General features: G+C 43.1%; 13 protein-coding genes and 5 pseudogenes. All 18 read right to left on the bottom strand.

Annotated features, from left to right (window positions below; genetic code table 11):
* A partial coding sequence (locus JCM14505_RS06350) for a D-alanine--D-alanine ligase family protein (RefSeq protein ID WP_054653512.1) occupies nt 1-971 on the bottom strand: 971 nt, incomplete at its 3' end.
* Between the two features lie 121 nt (nt 972-1,092).
* Nucleotides 1,093-1,386 (bottom strand): hypothetical protein, encoded by a 294-nt coding sequence (locus JCM14505_RS06345; RefSeq protein ID WP_054653511.1) that lies wholly within the window; start codon nt 1,384-1,386, stop codon nt 1,093-1,095.
* A pseudogene (locus JCM14505_RS06340) lies at nt 1,386-2,581 on the bottom strand (FtsW/RodA/SpoVE family cell cycle protein). Before JCM14505_RS06340 ends, JCM14505_RS06345 begins: the two are co-directional and overlap by 1 nt.
* A 21-nt stretch (nt 2,582-2,602) precedes the next feature.
* Complete coding sequence (locus JCM14505_RS06335; protein WP_225352293.1) at nt 2,603-2,836, bottom strand: DUF2969 domain-containing protein; 234 nt, start codon at nt 2,834-2,836, stop codon at nt 2,603-2,605.
* Nucleotides 2,837-2,839: 3 nt separating this feature from the next.
* The gene (gene yidD, locus JCM14505_RS06330; RefSeq protein ID WP_054653509.1) at nt 2,840-3,073 is read right to left on the bottom strand and encodes a membrane protein insertion efficiency factor YidD; all 234 of its coding nucleotides are present in this window, start codon (nt 3,071-3,073) and stop codon (nt 2,840-2,842) included.
* 138 nt (nt 3,074-3,211) lie between these two features.
* The gene (locus JCM14505_RS06325; protein ID WP_054653508.1) at nt 3,212-3,646 is read right to left on the bottom strand and encodes a F0F1 ATP synthase subunit epsilon; all 435 of its coding nucleotides are present in this window, start codon (nt 3,644-3,646) and stop codon (nt 3,212-3,214) included.
* An 11-nt stretch (nt 3,647-3,657) separates the two neighbouring features.
* On the bottom strand, nt 3,658-5,073 hold the full coding sequence (atpD, locus tag JCM14505_RS06320; protein WP_054653507.1) for a F0F1 ATP synthase subunit beta: 1,416 nt from the start codon (nt 5,071-5,073) through the stop codon (nt 3,658-3,660).
* A 15-nt stretch (nt 5,074-5,088) separates the two neighbouring features.
* Nucleotides 5,089-6,003, bottom strand: a complete 915-nt coding sequence (locus tag JCM14505_RS06315) for a F0F1 ATP synthase subunit gamma (protein ID WP_054653506.1) — start codon at nt 6,001-6,003, stop codon at nt 5,089-5,091.
* 31 nt (nt 6,004-6,034) lie between these two features.
* Nucleotides 6,035-7,558, bottom strand: coding sequence for a F0F1 ATP synthase subunit alpha (atpA, locus tag JCM14505_RS06310; RefSeq protein ID WP_054653505.1), 1,524 nt, complete (start codon nt 7,556-7,558; stop codon nt 6,035-6,037).
* Nucleotides 7,559-7,586: 28 nt separating this feature from the next.
* On the bottom strand, nt 7,587-8,129 hold the full coding sequence (gene atpH, locus JCM14505_RS06305; protein WP_054653504.1) for an ATP synthase F1 subunit delta: 543 nt from the start codon (nt 8,127-8,129) through the stop codon (nt 7,587-7,589).
* Nucleotides 8,119-8,628, bottom strand: a complete 510-nt coding sequence (gene atpF, locus JCM14505_RS06300) for a F0F1 ATP synthase subunit B (RefSeq protein WP_054653503.1) — start codon at nt 8,626-8,628, stop codon at nt 8,119-8,121. Before atpF ends, atpH begins: the two co-directional genes overlap by 11 nt.
* 41 nt (nt 8,629-8,669) lie before the next feature.
* Nucleotides 8,670-8,881, bottom strand: a pseudogene (atpE, locus tag JCM14505_RS06295) (F0F1 ATP synthase subunit C).
* Between the two features lie 31 nt (nt 8,882-8,912).
* A pseudogene (atpB, locus tag JCM14505_RS06290) lies at nt 8,913-9,622 on the bottom strand (F0F1 ATP synthase subunit A).
* A gap of 273 nt (nt 9,623-9,895) precedes the next feature.
* A pseudogene (locus JCM14505_RS06285) lies at nt 9,896-10,646 on the bottom strand (YibE/F family protein).
* Complete coding sequence (locus JCM14505_RS10080; protein ID WP_156249853.1) at nt 10,643-10,759, bottom strand: hypothetical protein; 117 nt, start codon at nt 10,757-10,759, stop codon at nt 10,643-10,645. Before JCM14505_RS10080 ends, JCM14505_RS06285 begins: the two are co-directional and overlap by 4 nt.
* A 19-nt stretch (nt 10,760-10,778) precedes the next feature.
* Nucleotides 10,779-11,765: a YibE/F family protein gene (locus JCM14505_RS10075; RefSeq protein ID WP_156249852.1), complete on the bottom strand. Its 987-nt coding sequence runs from the start codon at nt 11,763-11,765 to the stop codon at nt 10,779-10,781.
* Between the two features lie 92 nt (nt 11,766-11,857).
* The gene (gene pgmB / locus JCM14505_RS06275) at nt 11,858-12,520 is read right to left on the bottom strand and encodes a beta-phosphoglucomutase (protein ID WP_054653501.1); all 663 of its coding nucleotides are present in this window, start codon (nt 12,518-12,520) and stop codon (nt 11,858-11,860) included.
* A 9-nt stretch (nt 12,521-12,529) separates the two neighbouring features.
* Nucleotides 12,530-14,786: pseudogene (locus tag JCM14505_RS06270) on the bottom strand (glycoside hydrolase family 65 protein).
* Nucleotides 14,787-14,800: the final 14 nt, after the last annotated feature.

Here is a 14,800-nt window from a genome sequence, read left to right as displayed (position 1 = left end):
CTAATGTTGGTAAATCCTGGTAACGTATTTGGTTCCCCCATATAAGGAACATTATTTTCATCAACCAAGAAGTCTAACCGGGCTAATCCCTTTAGTTCTAACGCTTTGTAAGTCGCCAAAGCCATTTCACGAATTTCTTGTTCGAGTGCTTCATCAACGATTACTGGTAAGTCAAAGACGACCCCACTGGCATCCACGAATTTGTTATTGTAATCGTAGAAATCATCACCATCTGGAATCCGTAGTCCACCTAACTTAGAAGCGATGGGGTGATCATTTCCTAAAATTGAAATTTCAATTTCACGGGGGTTCTTAATTCCTTCTTCAACTAAGACTTTGTAATCATAGGTCATCGCATCCGCAATTGCGGCTTGGAATTCGTCTGCATTCTTGGCCATATGAATCCCAACTGATGAACCTTGCTTAGCTGGCTTAACAAAGACTAACTTACCTAATTTAGCACTCACAACGTCCCACGTCATTTCGGCTTGGTTATCTGGAGTAACCACAACGTACTTGGTGTTCCGAATTCCAGCTTGATCAAGTACCCGCTTTGTTAATTCCTTATCAAATGACATTGCACTCGCAGCAATTCCGGCCCCAATATATGGTTTCTTTAATAACCGGAATAAGCCTTGCAAGGTCCCATCTTCACCTAAGTTACCATGCACCACTGGGTAGAAGAAATCAATTTCCGGTACCGATTGTAAAGCCATCACTGGTGCTAATGGTGATGTTAAATCCATTGTTGCATAAGCTTCTTTCACCACTGCATCTTCATCTTCACCGTCAAAAATACGCCGTGAAAATTCATCATTAATAATGATGCCATCCTTAGTAATCATAAACAAGCTAACATCGTACTTGTTTTTATCCATCCCATCATAGATATTGTGGGCGGAGCGCTTTGAAACATCATGTTCTGAAGAGTTGCCCCCAAATAAGAGTGCAATATGTAACTTTTCTGACATTAGGTTTCTCCTCTATCTTTTTACGTAGTATCTCGAACCTCTATTATAACATATTCAAAACTTTCTCACACCTTTGGATACAAAAACTGCTCAGCCAAAATCCAAATGACTGAGCAGATAATTATATTTTCTCGATTGTTAATAATACTGTGGTCGAATCAATCACCGGGTTTAAGTGATGCCAGTGCTCACTTCGCCTAACAACCCGGCTTGGAGCAACCGGCCAAATTAAATCCGTACTCCAGTTTTGCGCAATTATTTGGACACACGGCCAGGCAGCTAAAATTTTAGTTTCCGGTACTGGTCCATCTAACCAGCGAATCGTACCGAGTTGATTTAAAGCAACCGCTGTTAAGCCAATTTCAATGTAGTCACCAGCAACTCGTTGCCACCAAGGATTAGCTAATTGTCGCATTACACCTTCCCTCGCAAATCCGCCGTCTGATGGTATTTCATCGAAAGGATGATACCTATCCCAATTAAATTCCCCATTAACGACGAACCACCAGCACTAACAAATGGTAATGGAATCCCAGTTAATGGGAGTAAGCCAATGTTCATCCAATGTTTTCGAACACGTGAAATAGAATCATCATCACAAATCCGGTTGATAAATAAGCATAAAACTCATTTCGCGTTTCAAAAATCACCCGAATCATTAGGTAAATTAATAACAAATATAGTAATACTAATAGTGTACTACCCAAAAAGCCAAAGTTTTCCCCAACGACCGTGAATATCATATCGGATTCACGAACTGGAACGTACACATTTGAATGATTAAAGCCCGTCCCAAACACGCCGCCAGAACCGATGGCTTTAATACTTTGCCATAATTGGTAACCTTGATTAGTCGTATCTAATTCCGGATGCAACCATGTATCAACCCGATCAAATTGATACGATTGAAACCCAATTTTCGATAAAATATTACGACCAAAGTTACTTGTAACCATCCACAAAATTAAGCTGCTAACGGCCGTTACCACCGACACCGCCGGCACAATAATTCGCCACGTAATCCCAGAAACTAGAATTAACCCAGCAAAAATTGCACAGAATACTAAGGCCGTTCCAAAGTCATTTTGTAATTTCAAACTCAAGATAACAGGAGATAGCCATAGCGTTAATTTACCAATCAACTCCCAATCAGTCCTAACTGTATGGGTTGGATATTGATTATTATGCGTCGTAATCACACGCCCCATCATCAAAATAAAGGCGGGCTTAGCCACTTCAGACGGTTGAAAAGTAAAAGGTCCCACTGCGAACCAACTTTTCGCTCCCGTATTAATGTAATATGCACGACTATAAAAAATAACCACTAAAAACATGAGGGCTATCCCAATCCCATAAGCATAAGGAGCGATTTTCCATAGTTGTCTTGCGTCTAACTGTAAACAACAGTAGACGACTACGATTCCGAGTAAATACCATACCGATTGCGTGGCTACTTGTCGCATAATCGAAGTCGCATTGCCGGCATCATTGGCAGCCGCCACATAGATCGACATTAACCCAATAATCGCCAAACCAATTACACAAAGAATAATTCCCCAATCGACTTCAGCGCCCCGGCGCCATTTAAAAAATTTCAGCATGCGTTCCATGATGCCTGCCTCACAAATCGTTTAGTGTTGGTGAAGATGATATTCTTGGATAATCATGGCCAACCCTTCTTCTTGGGAACGAACAAAGAAATTCGTTTGATCATTAACCATTATCGCTTTAAATCGATCATTATCCGGAATCACTTCACCAATCAACCGCTTCCCAATCATTACTTGTTGAATGGGTTGGTTACCACGTTCAATATCATTAATTGTTACTTCAATATTCTTATCTTTTTTTTGCCACAATCTCACCTATCATTTCTGATTTTTCCATTGTTGAGGAACGGGATCAAATCCACTACCGCCTCCAGGATGACAACGTAGGATTCGTCGCCACCCCAACCATAATCCTTTCACGCCAAAGCGTTCCACGGCCTCATACGTATACTGAGAGCAACTCGGCTCAAAGCGACAAACTCGGTATGGCCGAGTTTGTCGATGAGCCTGTTGATACCAGCGAATTACTTGCAATAACCATTGATGTTGCATGCACGGTCTCCTTCAACAAGGTGTCTTTGCTATTATACCACAAAAAAATAAATCCTCGCAGTCCGACCACACACAGTGGAAAATAAAAAGCAGGAGACGAATGATTCGTTTCCTGCTTGATGCGGACTAAAGTAATAATTACATTGGACGTTCAGCGGCATTAAGCCGGTTAATCGCCCGCCGTAAATGAATTTCAGCTCGCTTCATATCATTAACATTTTGACTACCGCTATCGCTTACATTAGCTAAGATAGCTTCAGCCCGTTGCTTAGCATCTTGGGCCCGATTAATATCAATATCACCCGATGCTTCGGCACTATCGGCCGCAATCGTTGCCACATTATCATGGAATTCAATAAATCCACCATTTACGGCAATTACTTCATCAGCAGCTTCAGTATCACTGTGTTTAATCGTAACTAAATCAATTGCTAACGTTGCGACAATTGGAACGTGGTTGGCCATCAATCCCATTTGACCGCCAGTTGTCGTAACAACTAACATGGTTGCTTGACCATCATATACCGTTCCATCCGGAGTTGAAATAGTAACCTGAAATGAATGTTCAGCCATAACTATTCCCCCTATCCTTCAGTAGCCGCCTGTAATTTCTTCGCCTTGGCAACCACTTCTTCGATGGAACCAACCATCCGGAAGGCATCTTCTGGTAAGTCGTCATACTTACCTTCAAGGATTTCCTTGAAGCCCTTCACCGTTTCCTTTAATGGAACGTAAGCCCCCGGTTGACCAGTAAATTGTTCAGCCACCGCGAAACTTTGGGACAAGAAGAATTGAATCCGACGTGCCCGTGCCACGATGGTTTGTTCTTCATCAGATAATTCATCCATCCCTAAAATTGAGATAATATCTTGTAATTCACGGTAACGTTGTAAGACGTGTTGAACTTCTGATGCCACTGCGTAGTGTTCTTCCCCGACAATTTCTGGTGTTAACGCAGTTGACGTGGAAGCTAATGGATCCACGGCTGGGTAAATCCCCATTTGCGTTAATGAACGTTCCAAGTTCGTCGTTGCATCCAAGTGCGCAAACGTCGTTGCTGGTGCTGGGTCGGTGTAGTCATCGGCTGGCACATAAACAGCTTGAATTGACGTAATTGAACCTTGCTTCGTGGACGTAATCCGTTCTTGTAATTGACCCATTTCCGTCGCTAACGTTGGTTGGTAACCAACGGCTGATGGAATCCGGCCAAGCAGGGCTGACACTTCTGAACCGGCTTGCGTAAACCGGAAGATGTTATCGATAAACAAGAGCACGTCTTGTCCCTTCACATCCCGGAAGTATTCCGCAATCGTTAAACCAGTTAAGGCCACCCGCATCCGGGCACCAGGAGGTTCGTTCATTTGACCATAAACCATGGCCGTCTTATCAAGCACTCCTGATTCCTTCATTTCGTAGTACATATCGTTACCTTCACGAGTCCGTTCACCGACCCCCGTAAAGACTGAAATCCCGTTGTGTCCTTGGGCAATGTTATGGATTAATTCTTGAATTAACACCGTCTTACCAACCCCGGCACCACCGAACAGACCGATCTTCCCACCACGGATATATGGAGCAAGGAGGTCAATCACCTTAATCCCAGTTTCCAAAATTTCCGTATTGTCATTTAAGTCTTCGTACTTTGGTGCTTCACGGTGGATTGGCATCCGTTGTGCATCTGGTCCAAATTCAGGACCATTATCGACAGTTTCACCTAAGACGTTGAACACCCGACCTAATACGTCATCACCGACTGGCACACTAATTGGTTCTTGCGTGTTAGTAACTTCCATTCCACGCTTCAATCCATCAGTCCCGTCCATGGCAATCGTCCGGACTACCCCGTCACCCAATTCAAGGGCAACTTCCACCGTTAAACTTTCGTCATCGGCTAAGGCAATCGTTAACGCCGTATTAATTTCAGGTAATTTTTCATCTAAGGGGAATTCAATATCAACAACTGGTCCAATAACTTGAACAACTTTCCCAGTAGAACTCATATTGTTTCCTCCTGTTTATTCTTGTGCAGTCATCCCACCGGTAATTTCGGTGATTTCTGTCGTGATGGCTGCTTGACGTGCCCGGTTATATTGCAACTGTAAAGTTCCAATAATATCGTCAGCATTATCCGTGGCTGAACTCATCGCATTTGAACTTGATGAGTGTTCAGACGTCTTAGCATCTAGAATTGACCCATAAATCAAGCTTTGTGCGTATTGGGGAACCACCATTTCAACAAATTCTTCAACGGATGGTTCAATTTCATATTCAGCTCCTGGTAATGCATCAGCCGCTTGTTCAGCCGGCGTTTCATCAATTAAGTCGGTTGCCGAAATTGGCAAGAACTTTTCGGTGATTACCTCTGATGAAATCCGGTTAACGTAGTGGCTGAAAGCAAGGTAAAGTTCGTCGAATTCCCCATTTTGGTATCGACTAACCGCCGCTTGCACGATATCACGTACTTCAGTGTACGTTGGCACGTCGCTAACTCCCGTGTATTCATAAGCGACATTCATTCCCCGCTTCTTGAAAAAGTCTAGGCCAGTCCGACCGACCGTTAAAAAGACTGTATTTTCAGCAGTTAAATTCTTTTGTCGCATCAAATCGAGGGTTGCTTTGATAATACTACTATTGTAGCTTCCCACCAATCCCCGATCTGACGTAATCACGAGAATCCCAGTTTTCTTGACATCCCGTGGATGGAATAACGAACCCATGCCGTTATTGGCACCCATGGAATCAATCGCATGCGATTTCACCAGGCTCGCTAAGATCGATTTAACCTTGTCGGCATAGACCTGGTAAGTCGTTGTATGGTGTTGAATTTGATTAAGCTTGGCTGTTGATACCATTTGCATCGCAGCCGTGATTTGCCGGGTGCTCTTGGTTGAATCAATGCGCCGCTTAACCGCAGCTAATGAAGCTGGCATTAATTCTCACCTTCCTTTCTTACCAGAGATCTTAGTTTTGTGCTTGGTCAGCAGACGTTTGGAACGTATTCATAAACGCCTTAATTGCTTGGTCGATTGAATCATCGCCTGGTAATTGACCAGTTTCAACAATCTTGTCGTAAACATCTTGGTGATTACCACGCATGTATTCAGCTAATTCACTTTCAAACCGCGCAATGTCATCGACTGGAACATTGTCCACGTAACCGTGGGCTAAGGCATACAACGTCACCACTTGTTGTTCAACTGGTTGTGGTTGGTGTAATCCTTGCTTCAATAATTCCACTGTCCGTTGTCCACGGGCTAACTTAGCTTGCGTTGCCGCATCCAAGTCAGAACCGAATTGGGCAAAGGATGCTAATTCGTTGTAAGAAGCGATATCTAACCGTAACGTCCCAGAAACCTTCTTCATGGCCTTAATTTGAGCATCCCCACCGACCCGAGAAACAGACGTCCCGGCATCAATAGCTGGCCGTTGTCCAGCGTAGAATGAATCAGCGTTTAAGAAGATTTGCCCGTCCGTGATTGAAATCACGTTCGTTGGAATGTAGGCAGACACGTCACCGGCTTGCGTTTGAATTACTGGCAAGGCCGTCATTGACCCACCACCAAGGTCGTCGGATAACCGAGCGGCCCGTTCAAGTAACCGTGAGTGTGTGTAGAAGATATCCCCAGGGTAAGCTTCACGACCTGGTGGACGCCGTAAAATCAAGGAAAGTTCCCGATAAGCGTCGGCTTGCTTAGACAAGTCATCGTAAATGATTAAGACATCACGACCACCGTACATGAATTCTTCCCCCATGGCTGCCCCAGCGTATGGTGCTAACCACAGCAATGGTGCTGGGTTAGAAGCACTCGCTGATACCACGATGGTGTAATCAAGGGCGCCATATTGACGTAACGTTTCAACTTGGGCCCGAACCGTTGATTCCTTTTGCCCAATTGCAACGTAAATACAAATCATGTTTTGGTTCTTTTGATTGATAATCGTATCAATGGCAATCGAAGTCTTCCCAGTCTTCCGGTCACCGATGATTAATTCCCGTTGGCCTCGACCAATTGGAACTAACGCATCAATCACTTTAATCCCGGTTTGTAATGGTTCAGACACACTCTTCCGTTCCATTACCCCCGGTGCTTTATGCTCGATTGGACGAGTCTTGTCAGTCTTGACATCACCAAGGCCATCAATTGGACGACCTAATGGATCAACTACCCGTCCTAATAAGGCGTCACCAACCGGAACTTCCATAATCCGGCCAGTCCGCTTAACCGTATCCCCTTCACGAATTCCCGTGTAGGAGCCCAAAATAACGATCCCAACATCGTTACTTTCGAGGTTTTGCGCCATTCCGTAGACACCATTACTAAATTCGAGCAACTCACCAGCCATGGCATTTTCTAAACCATCAGCCCGAGCAACCCCATCACCAACGTAAGTTACCGTCCCCGTTTCTTCAACAGAGATTTGTGATTGGTAGTTGGCAAGTTGTTCTTTGATGAGTGAACTGATTTCCTCAGTTTTAATGCTCATACGAATCTCACCTCTTCAGTTCTAATTACTAATCTAAAAGCATGCGACGAATTTGTTCGATTTGCGTGGCGATACTTCCATCCATCGTTTGGTTGGTCGTTTTTACGATTACACCACCAATAATCGAAGCATCAACTTGTTCCTTCAAAACAACTTCATTAGCATCTAACCGTTTTGCCAATGAGGCTTTAAGTTGATTACGTCGTGTTTCATCTAGTTGTACCGCTGTGACAACTTCGGCGTGTACCAATTTCCGCTTGGCATCATAGCGCCGTTCAAACTCATCAACAATCGCCACAAAGTTTGCCATCCGGCCGTAATCAAATACCATGTGAACTAAATTGTTCACTAGTTCAGAAGCATCCTTTGTTAACGTTTGTAACAAAGCTGCTTTTTGATCACTCTTTAATTGCACCCCAGCTAATAAATCTGCTAGGTCCGCATGGTCGATAAACACTTGCCGCAAGTTGGTTAATTCTTCATAAGTTTGATCGAGTTGTCCTTGTTGCTCAGCCAACTCAAAGGCTGCCCGAGCATAGCGGGTAGCAACGACCATCTTATTAAGACTCATGTTTTACCAACCCTTCAATATAAGAATCAATCAACGCTTGTTGATCTTCGGCATTCAATTGTTTTTGGACTAACTTCGTCGCAATTTCAATTGATAAGTTTGCCACGTCATCCTTTGCACCACGAAGCGCGTTTTCGCGTGCTTGTTCAGCATCTTGCCGCGCTTGTTCCTTCATCGTTTGCGCATCTGCTTGGGCAGTGGCAACGATTTGGGCCCGTTGGCTTTCACCACTCTTCTTGGCTTCTTCGACAATTTGAGCAGCTTCAGCCTTGGAACCATTTAATTCTTCTTGGCGTTGCGCAGCTAATTTTTCTGCTAATTGACGGGATTCTTCCGCCGTATCAATATCATTAGCAATTTTGTCAGCCCGCTTTTGCATCATGTCCGTCACGGGCTTCCATGCAAAATGCCAAACCAAGAGTGCCAAGATGATGAATGAAACTAGATAAAAAATTTGGTCTCCAACGTATAATGCGTTGGATTCTGCTAGAACAAACATCTACTGGTCCCTCCTTTACCGCTATGAAGTTTGTAATTAAATTACTTGTTCATAACAAGGAAGGCGATAACGATAGCAAGATAGGCAAGGCTTCGATTAAACCAACCCCAATAAACATTAATGATTGAACCCGACCAGCCATTTCTGGTTGACGCGTCATCCCATCGATTGCGTGGCCGATAACTTGACCGTTACCAACACCCGCACCAACAGCTGCTAAACCAGCAGCAATACCTGCAGCAATTGCACCCATAGTACATATCCTCCTTAAGATATAAGCTGTCTTATTCCCCAGTTACCTTCCGAGAAATATAACTGATGTTAATGTTACAAAGACATAAGCCTGAATGGCACCGATAAATACTGAGAACCCTTGCCAAACAATTTCTAATGCTAATCCAATTGGTAAGGTCCAGATGCCATGCGAAAACGCTACTTGTCCAATTAAGCCTAAGAGCAATTCTCCGGCGTAAATGTTACCGAAAATCCGCAACCCTAACGTCAAGAAATTACTGAATTCTTCCACAATTTTAATTGGCAAGAACAAAGTAAATGGTGAGACGAATTCTTTTAAATAGCCCTTCATCCCATGTTGCGCCATCCCGGCAAAGTGTGAGAGCGTCACACATAGCAAGGAGAACGTTAACGTGATCACAGGGTCAGCCGTTGGACTCTTGAAGTATTCATGACCATTCCACCCAAAGTGGAAAATTAACCCAAATTGGTTTGATACAAATAGGAAAATAAACAAAATAAAGATAAAGTAACTGTATTTTGCACTTTCTCCAGCGCTCATTTGGCTCCGGGTAATCCCATTCGTAAAATCAACTAACCATTCAATCAGGTTTTGTCCCTTCGTTGGTTTCATTTGCAAATTGCGTGATAAACCATAGCAAAGGAAGAAGACAAACAAACAAATGATTGTCCCTGAAATTAAGTTCGTCCAATTAAAAGTTAAGCCGAATAATTCGAAGGTATAAGCATCACCGCCCATCAATATTTCACCTCTTTTCTTTATAACAATTAATGATTGTAACGTGGCAGGAGATCGAAAATAAATGACTTTATCCAGCATAGTTACGCTACTTAATATACCATTTTTTTTAAGCAAATCTCAAAATTTTCTTAGAACTTCCAGCAAGAATAACCCTTGTTATGACAATCATTCAACCGTTTTCAAAGCAGTTATTCGACAATCCGTTATCATGTGTCACAAAATAAAAACTTGGCAACAAATTAGTTGCCAAGTTAAATTAGTTTTTGTTATTTAATTGGCCCGTGACCACTGGAAAACTGCCATTTTAGCACTAACAGGTACGGTTATGATTACTGCTAAAAATGATAACAGGGCCGTCAGCATTTCAGCGACAAAAATCTTATTGTTTAAAACTTCACTCATCGTATAATGCAAGCCCGTAAACCAGATAAACAGAGCTAATAAACCACCAAAAAACCAAAAAAGAGGGTATTTAACGTGGTCCCTACAATTTGTTGCCCCATATGCCAGCCACTTTGCTGTAACCTTTTCATCGTGATTTCCGGCGTTTGTGATTTTAATTCCGCCATCCCGGTGGTAACTGCAATCGCGGCTTCCGCAATCGCGCCTAACGTACTCAAAATTACAATTGCTAATTGTAATTGTAAAAAACTTGTCCGCACTAACAACGACAAACCTTCTAAATCATCACTATCTTCCAAACCAAACCCTTGCGCTTGTGCCAAATAAACCACGACAAAGGCCACCATTAGCATGCCAATTAACACAATTACACTTGCCCAAAAGGCGGAATCGTTACATTTAAATTTTCGTCGCCCATAAAAATCGTAATCGCTAACACCATGATGCCAAATAGTACGGTAATTACGAGTGGCGGAAAATGCCAAACCATTAAAACCAGCGCCAAAAAGACTAAGGCAAAATTAATTCCCACGCTGACTAAAGCTAACCAACCTTGTTGTCCACCAACAACGACCATTAAAATTCCTAAAATAATGATTAAACCAATGATTGTACTCATGATCTTGATTCCTTTACTGGCCACCACGCCACGAGGGTACTAATGACTGGAATTGCAAGCACAATCCCAATCCCGCTAATCAAACTTTGCACCATTCCTAAACTCATCGCCATTGAGAACGTATAGCCCCAATTATTCCCATTTTTTTAACAAGAGAAAAGCGTTTAAAAACGTATCCATAATGAAGATTAAGAACAGCACATTAATCAACGGTCCCATGATCGTTCTTCCCACTCGGCGCCCCGCTTGAAAAATTTCCCACCGGCCTAATTGCGGTTGTAACTGTTTTAACTCGGCTAAGGTAACCGCAATATCAGCCGTTTCATCCATTACTGCCCCGAGCGAACCGAGCATAATTTCGGCAATAAATACAGCCCGCGGTACTTGCGTCACATATTCCATCGCTTCAAAATAGACGCCTTTCTCATGCGTTAATAATAAAACCGTTTCGCCAATTCCGATTGCAAGCGCCGTGGCAATTAAGGTGGCGAAGGCCGTAACTAACGCGATGGCGCGCCATCCCAACACGATTCCTAAACTCACAAACGTGAAGACAATCGTTAACCCCGCAAAAATTGGCAAGGCCATTTCACCTTTCGTTAGCTGATTAACTAATAATGCCACCCATAGTAGCACAGCATTCAAACTCACACTTAGCAACGCTAATGCCCCTTTAAATTGCATTAACAGTAATAATAAACTAACCACTGCCCACAACAACATCACTAATACACGATCACGCTTTAAATCCCCTAATTGGACTTGGTACTTACCATGATGTTGCTGAATTCCTTGTAAAAAGACTTGTTCGCCAACTTTAAACTGATGATCAACAGCTCCCGAACGACTATACGTATTCCGAGCACTGACCGTCTTCCCTTGTAGCTCCCCATTTAAGCCGCGAACGGTTACCATTTGATCTGTCTGCGTGTCAATATTTTGATATTGATCTTTAACCTGATGGCGAGCGATCGTTTTAACTTTGACCACTTGGCCAAGCGGTCGCCGAATGAAGTGGTAATTATACGTTGTTATCCCCCATGCCAAGACACCAACCATTAGGCATAGCACCATAGCCACCGCGGTGGCCGTTGTATTGTTTTCATTTTCAAACCTCATTTTCAATCAATTACGTCCATCGTAACGCAATTGATTCAATAAGAAAAGGGAAGTTAACCCTTGCTGTGGTAACTTCCCTCAACTGATTGTAATTATGATAATTGACTAGCAATCGCCGCTAACGAAACTTCAGCCGTCGTCGCAAATGTTACATCGGCATCCGTCAAGTTATCCCCAATTCCAATTGCTAATTCACCAGCTGCTTTAATCGCTTGAATTCCCGCTTGTGCATCTTCAACCCCAATCACCTGGTTTGGTTGTAATCCCAGTTGTTTGGCAGCTTGGAGATAAATATCAGGAGCTGGCTTGCTATGTGCAAGCTTAGCTGGATCAACAATGTCTTCAAAGTATTCGCTCAACTTCAAATAACCTAATACTTTCGGCGCATTTTTCGAGGCTGATGCTAAAATCAACCGGTAACCTTGTGCTTTTAATTCATCTAAAAAGGCTTGCATCCCCGGTAAAATATCAGCTGGTGTCAGCGTTTCAACCAAGCGCAAATAGTTGTCATTCTTTTGCGTGGCTAACGCCTCCTTCTCAGCCAAGGTGTAGTCATTTTCATGGCCGCCAGCCTTTAGAATCATTTCTAATGAATCCATCCGGCCAACACCCTTTAATCCATCGGCCAATTCCGGCGTCCACTCAGTCCCCACTTGGTCTGCTAGTTGATGCCAAGCTTGACCATGGAAACGAGCCGTGTCCGCAATAACGCCATCTAAATCAAACGCAAATGCTTTAATCTCTGCAAAACTCATCTTATTCACCTATTTTTCTAACGTTACCTTTTCACCGGCCAAGTCAACGGTAATTGGATCTCCGGATAGCAAGCTGAGATGCGTACCATCAGCATCAACCTTCACTTCAATTACGCGTCCACGGAATAATTGCCGGAATTGGTAAGCATCCCATTTCTTTGGTAAGAATGGGGCAAAGTGTAATTCATCATTCCGAACCCGCATGCCGGAGAACCCTTGGACAATTGACAACCACGCCCCCGTCATTGACGTAATGTGTAAGCCATCTTCGGTATCGTTGTTGTAATTATCAAGGTCTAACCGAGCCGTTCGTTCATACATTTCTACGGCTTGATCTTCTTTATGTAAATCAGCCGCTAAAATCGAATGAATTGAAGCAGACAAACTTGATTCATGAACTGTTAGTGGTTCATAGAAGTCAAAGTTCTTTTCTTTTTGTTCCGGCGTAAAGTCATCAATAAAGTCCCAAATTCCTTGTAACACATCCCCTTGCTTAATATAAGGTGAACGTAAGATTTTATCCCATGACCAATTTTGGTTTAATGGCAAGTTGCTTGGATCTAATTCCTTCACCGGCGTTAAATCCTTATCTAAGAAACCATCATTTTCCACAAAGATGCCTAATTCTTCGTCGTATGGTAAGTAGAAACGATCAACGATATCTTGCCATTTAGCTTTTTCAGCTTCCGAAACGGCTAACTTAGTTGCTACCGCATCATCAACTTCCGCTAAAATTTCTAAGGTATACTTCAACGTCCATTGTGCTAAGAGGTTTGTGTACCAGTTATTATCAACATTGTTTTGATATTCGTCTGGTCCCGTGACCCCCGCGAGCATGTACTTACCAGCCCGCTTCGAGAAGTGCACCCGGTCAGCCCAGAACCGGGAAATTTCCGTTAAGACTTGCGCCCCTTCATTTAAGACATATGACTTATCACCGGTGTAACGCGTGTAGTTGTAAATCGCAAAGGCAATATCACCATTCCGGTGAATTTCTTCAAACGTAATTTCCCATTCATTATGACATTCAACCCCATTAAACGTCACCATTGGGTACAAGGCCCCTTTAAGTCCTTGTTCTTGGGCATTAATAAAGGCCCCATCTAATTGATTATACCGGTACTTCAATAAGTTTTTCGACACACTTGGATCAGCGACCCCTAAGTAAACCGGAATTGCAAAGGCTTCGGTATCCCAGTAAGTTGCACCACCATACTTTTCTCCCGTAAACCCTTTTGGTCCAATGTTTAAGCGCGCATCTTGACCATAGTAAGTTGAGAATAATTGGAATAAGTTAAACCGAATCCCTTGTTGTGCTTCATCATCACCAGCAATCTTAACATCTGATTTAGTCCAACGGTCAGCCCAGTTTTCTTCATGCGCCGCCACTAATTCGGCAAAAGTTTGACCTGATACTAATGATGTTAATTCATGTAGCCGGTCAATAATGGCAGCTTCATCAGCAAAATCACGTGATGAAACATACACTGACCGCTTTTCAAACGTCAAACTATCTGAAGCGTCTAACGTTTGGTGATAACTTTGGGCCACTTCTAATTCACTTTGCCGACTTTCACCAGCACTCATCGTGGTCTTAACACTCGATTCAAAACCGACCGTAAACCGTTCCGTCCCGAAGTCATTTTCCTTGGTCATTGCCGTTAATTCAACACTTGCTTCATTCACCGTGCGACTTAAGACTTGCCAGAACTTTTCATCATAATTAGCATCTTCGTTAAAGACATCCGCATCAATGGCATTTTCGACCACTACCGTCGCAGGTGTTTCGCCTAAATTCTTCACCGTCAATCGTTGACCAACCAGTTCCTTTTGCGCGGCCGAAATAAACCGTTCAAAGACAAAGGATAACTTGGCCCCACCCACAACTAAATCAAATGACCGCGTTAAGCGAGCATGTTGCATATCGAGATCAAGCTTGAAATTAGTTGGTGTTTGCTTAGCTAAGTCAACTACTTCACCATTCACGCTAATTGGCATTTTAATAAAGTTAACCGCATTGATAACCTTCCCAAAGTACTTCGGATAACCATTTTTCCACCAACCAACTCGCGTCTTATCTGGGAACCAAACGCCCCCTAAATACAAGCCTTGTAGCGTGTCGCCAGAATAGCCTTCTTCAAAAAAAGCCCCGCATCCCGAGATTTTCATTCCCAAGACTTGTCATTGATTCTTGTAACCGTTTATGTTCAGGATCCCACTTGGTGGTTGTCACATGCCAAGGGGCCACGTCAAATGTTCGTAACATATTTTTCTCCTCGT

Origin of the sequence: Limosilactobacillus equigenerosi DSM 18793 = JCM 14505 (genome assembly GCF_001311375.1) — a bacterium.
Lineage (GTDB): Bacteria > Bacillota > Bacilli > Lactobacillales > Lactobacillaceae > Limosilactobacillus > Limosilactobacillus equigenerosi.
The sequence above is the reverse complement of the archived record's forward strand: the minus strand, read 5'-3'. Positions and strand labels throughout refer to the sequence as shown.

Bases quoted from the DNA above. Each gene is read 5' to 3' on its own strand.
- JCM14505_RS10080 (WP_156249853.1), bottom strand. From the start codon at position 10,759: ATGGCGATGAGTTTAGGAATGGTGCAAAGTTTGATTAGCGGGATTGGG.
- yidD (WP_054653509.1), bottom strand. From the start codon at position 3,073: ATGCAACATCAATGGTTATTGCAAGTAATTCGCTGGTATCAACAGGCT.
- JCM14505_RS06315 (WP_054653506.1), bottom strand. From the start codon at position 6,003: ATGCCAGCTTCATTAGCTGCGGTTAAGCGGCGCATTGATTCAACCAAG.
- JCM14505_RS10075 (WP_156249852.1), bottom strand. From the start codon at position 11,765: ATGAGGTTTGAAAATGAAAACAATACAACGGCCACCGCGGTGGCTATG.
- atpD (WP_054653507.1), bottom strand. From the start codon at position 5,073: ATGAGTTCTACTGGGAAAGTTGTTCAAGTTATTGGACCAGTTGTTGAT.
- atpF (WP_054653503.1), bottom strand. From the start codon at position 8,628: ATGTTTGTTCTAGCAGAATCCAACGCATTATACGTTGGAGACCAAATT.
- pgmB (WP_054653501.1), bottom strand. From the start codon at position 12,520: ATGAGTTTTGCAGAGATTAAAGCATTTGCGTTTGATTTAGATGGCGTT.
- atpA (WP_054653505.1), bottom strand. From the start codon at position 7,558: ATGAGCATTAAAACTGAGGAAATCAGTTCACTCATCAAAGAACAACTT.
- JCM14505_RS06325 (WP_054653508.1), bottom strand. From the start codon at position 3,646: ATGGCTGAACATTCATTTCAGGTTACTATTTCAACTCCGGATGGAACG.
- atpH (WP_054653504.1), bottom strand. From the start codon at position 8,129: ATGAGTCTTAATAAGATGGTCGTTGCTACCCGCTATGCTCGGGCAGCC.
- JCM14505_RS06345 (WP_054653511.1), bottom strand. From the start codon at position 1,386: ATGCGACAATTAGCTAATCCTTGGTGGCAACGAGTTGCTGGTGACTAC.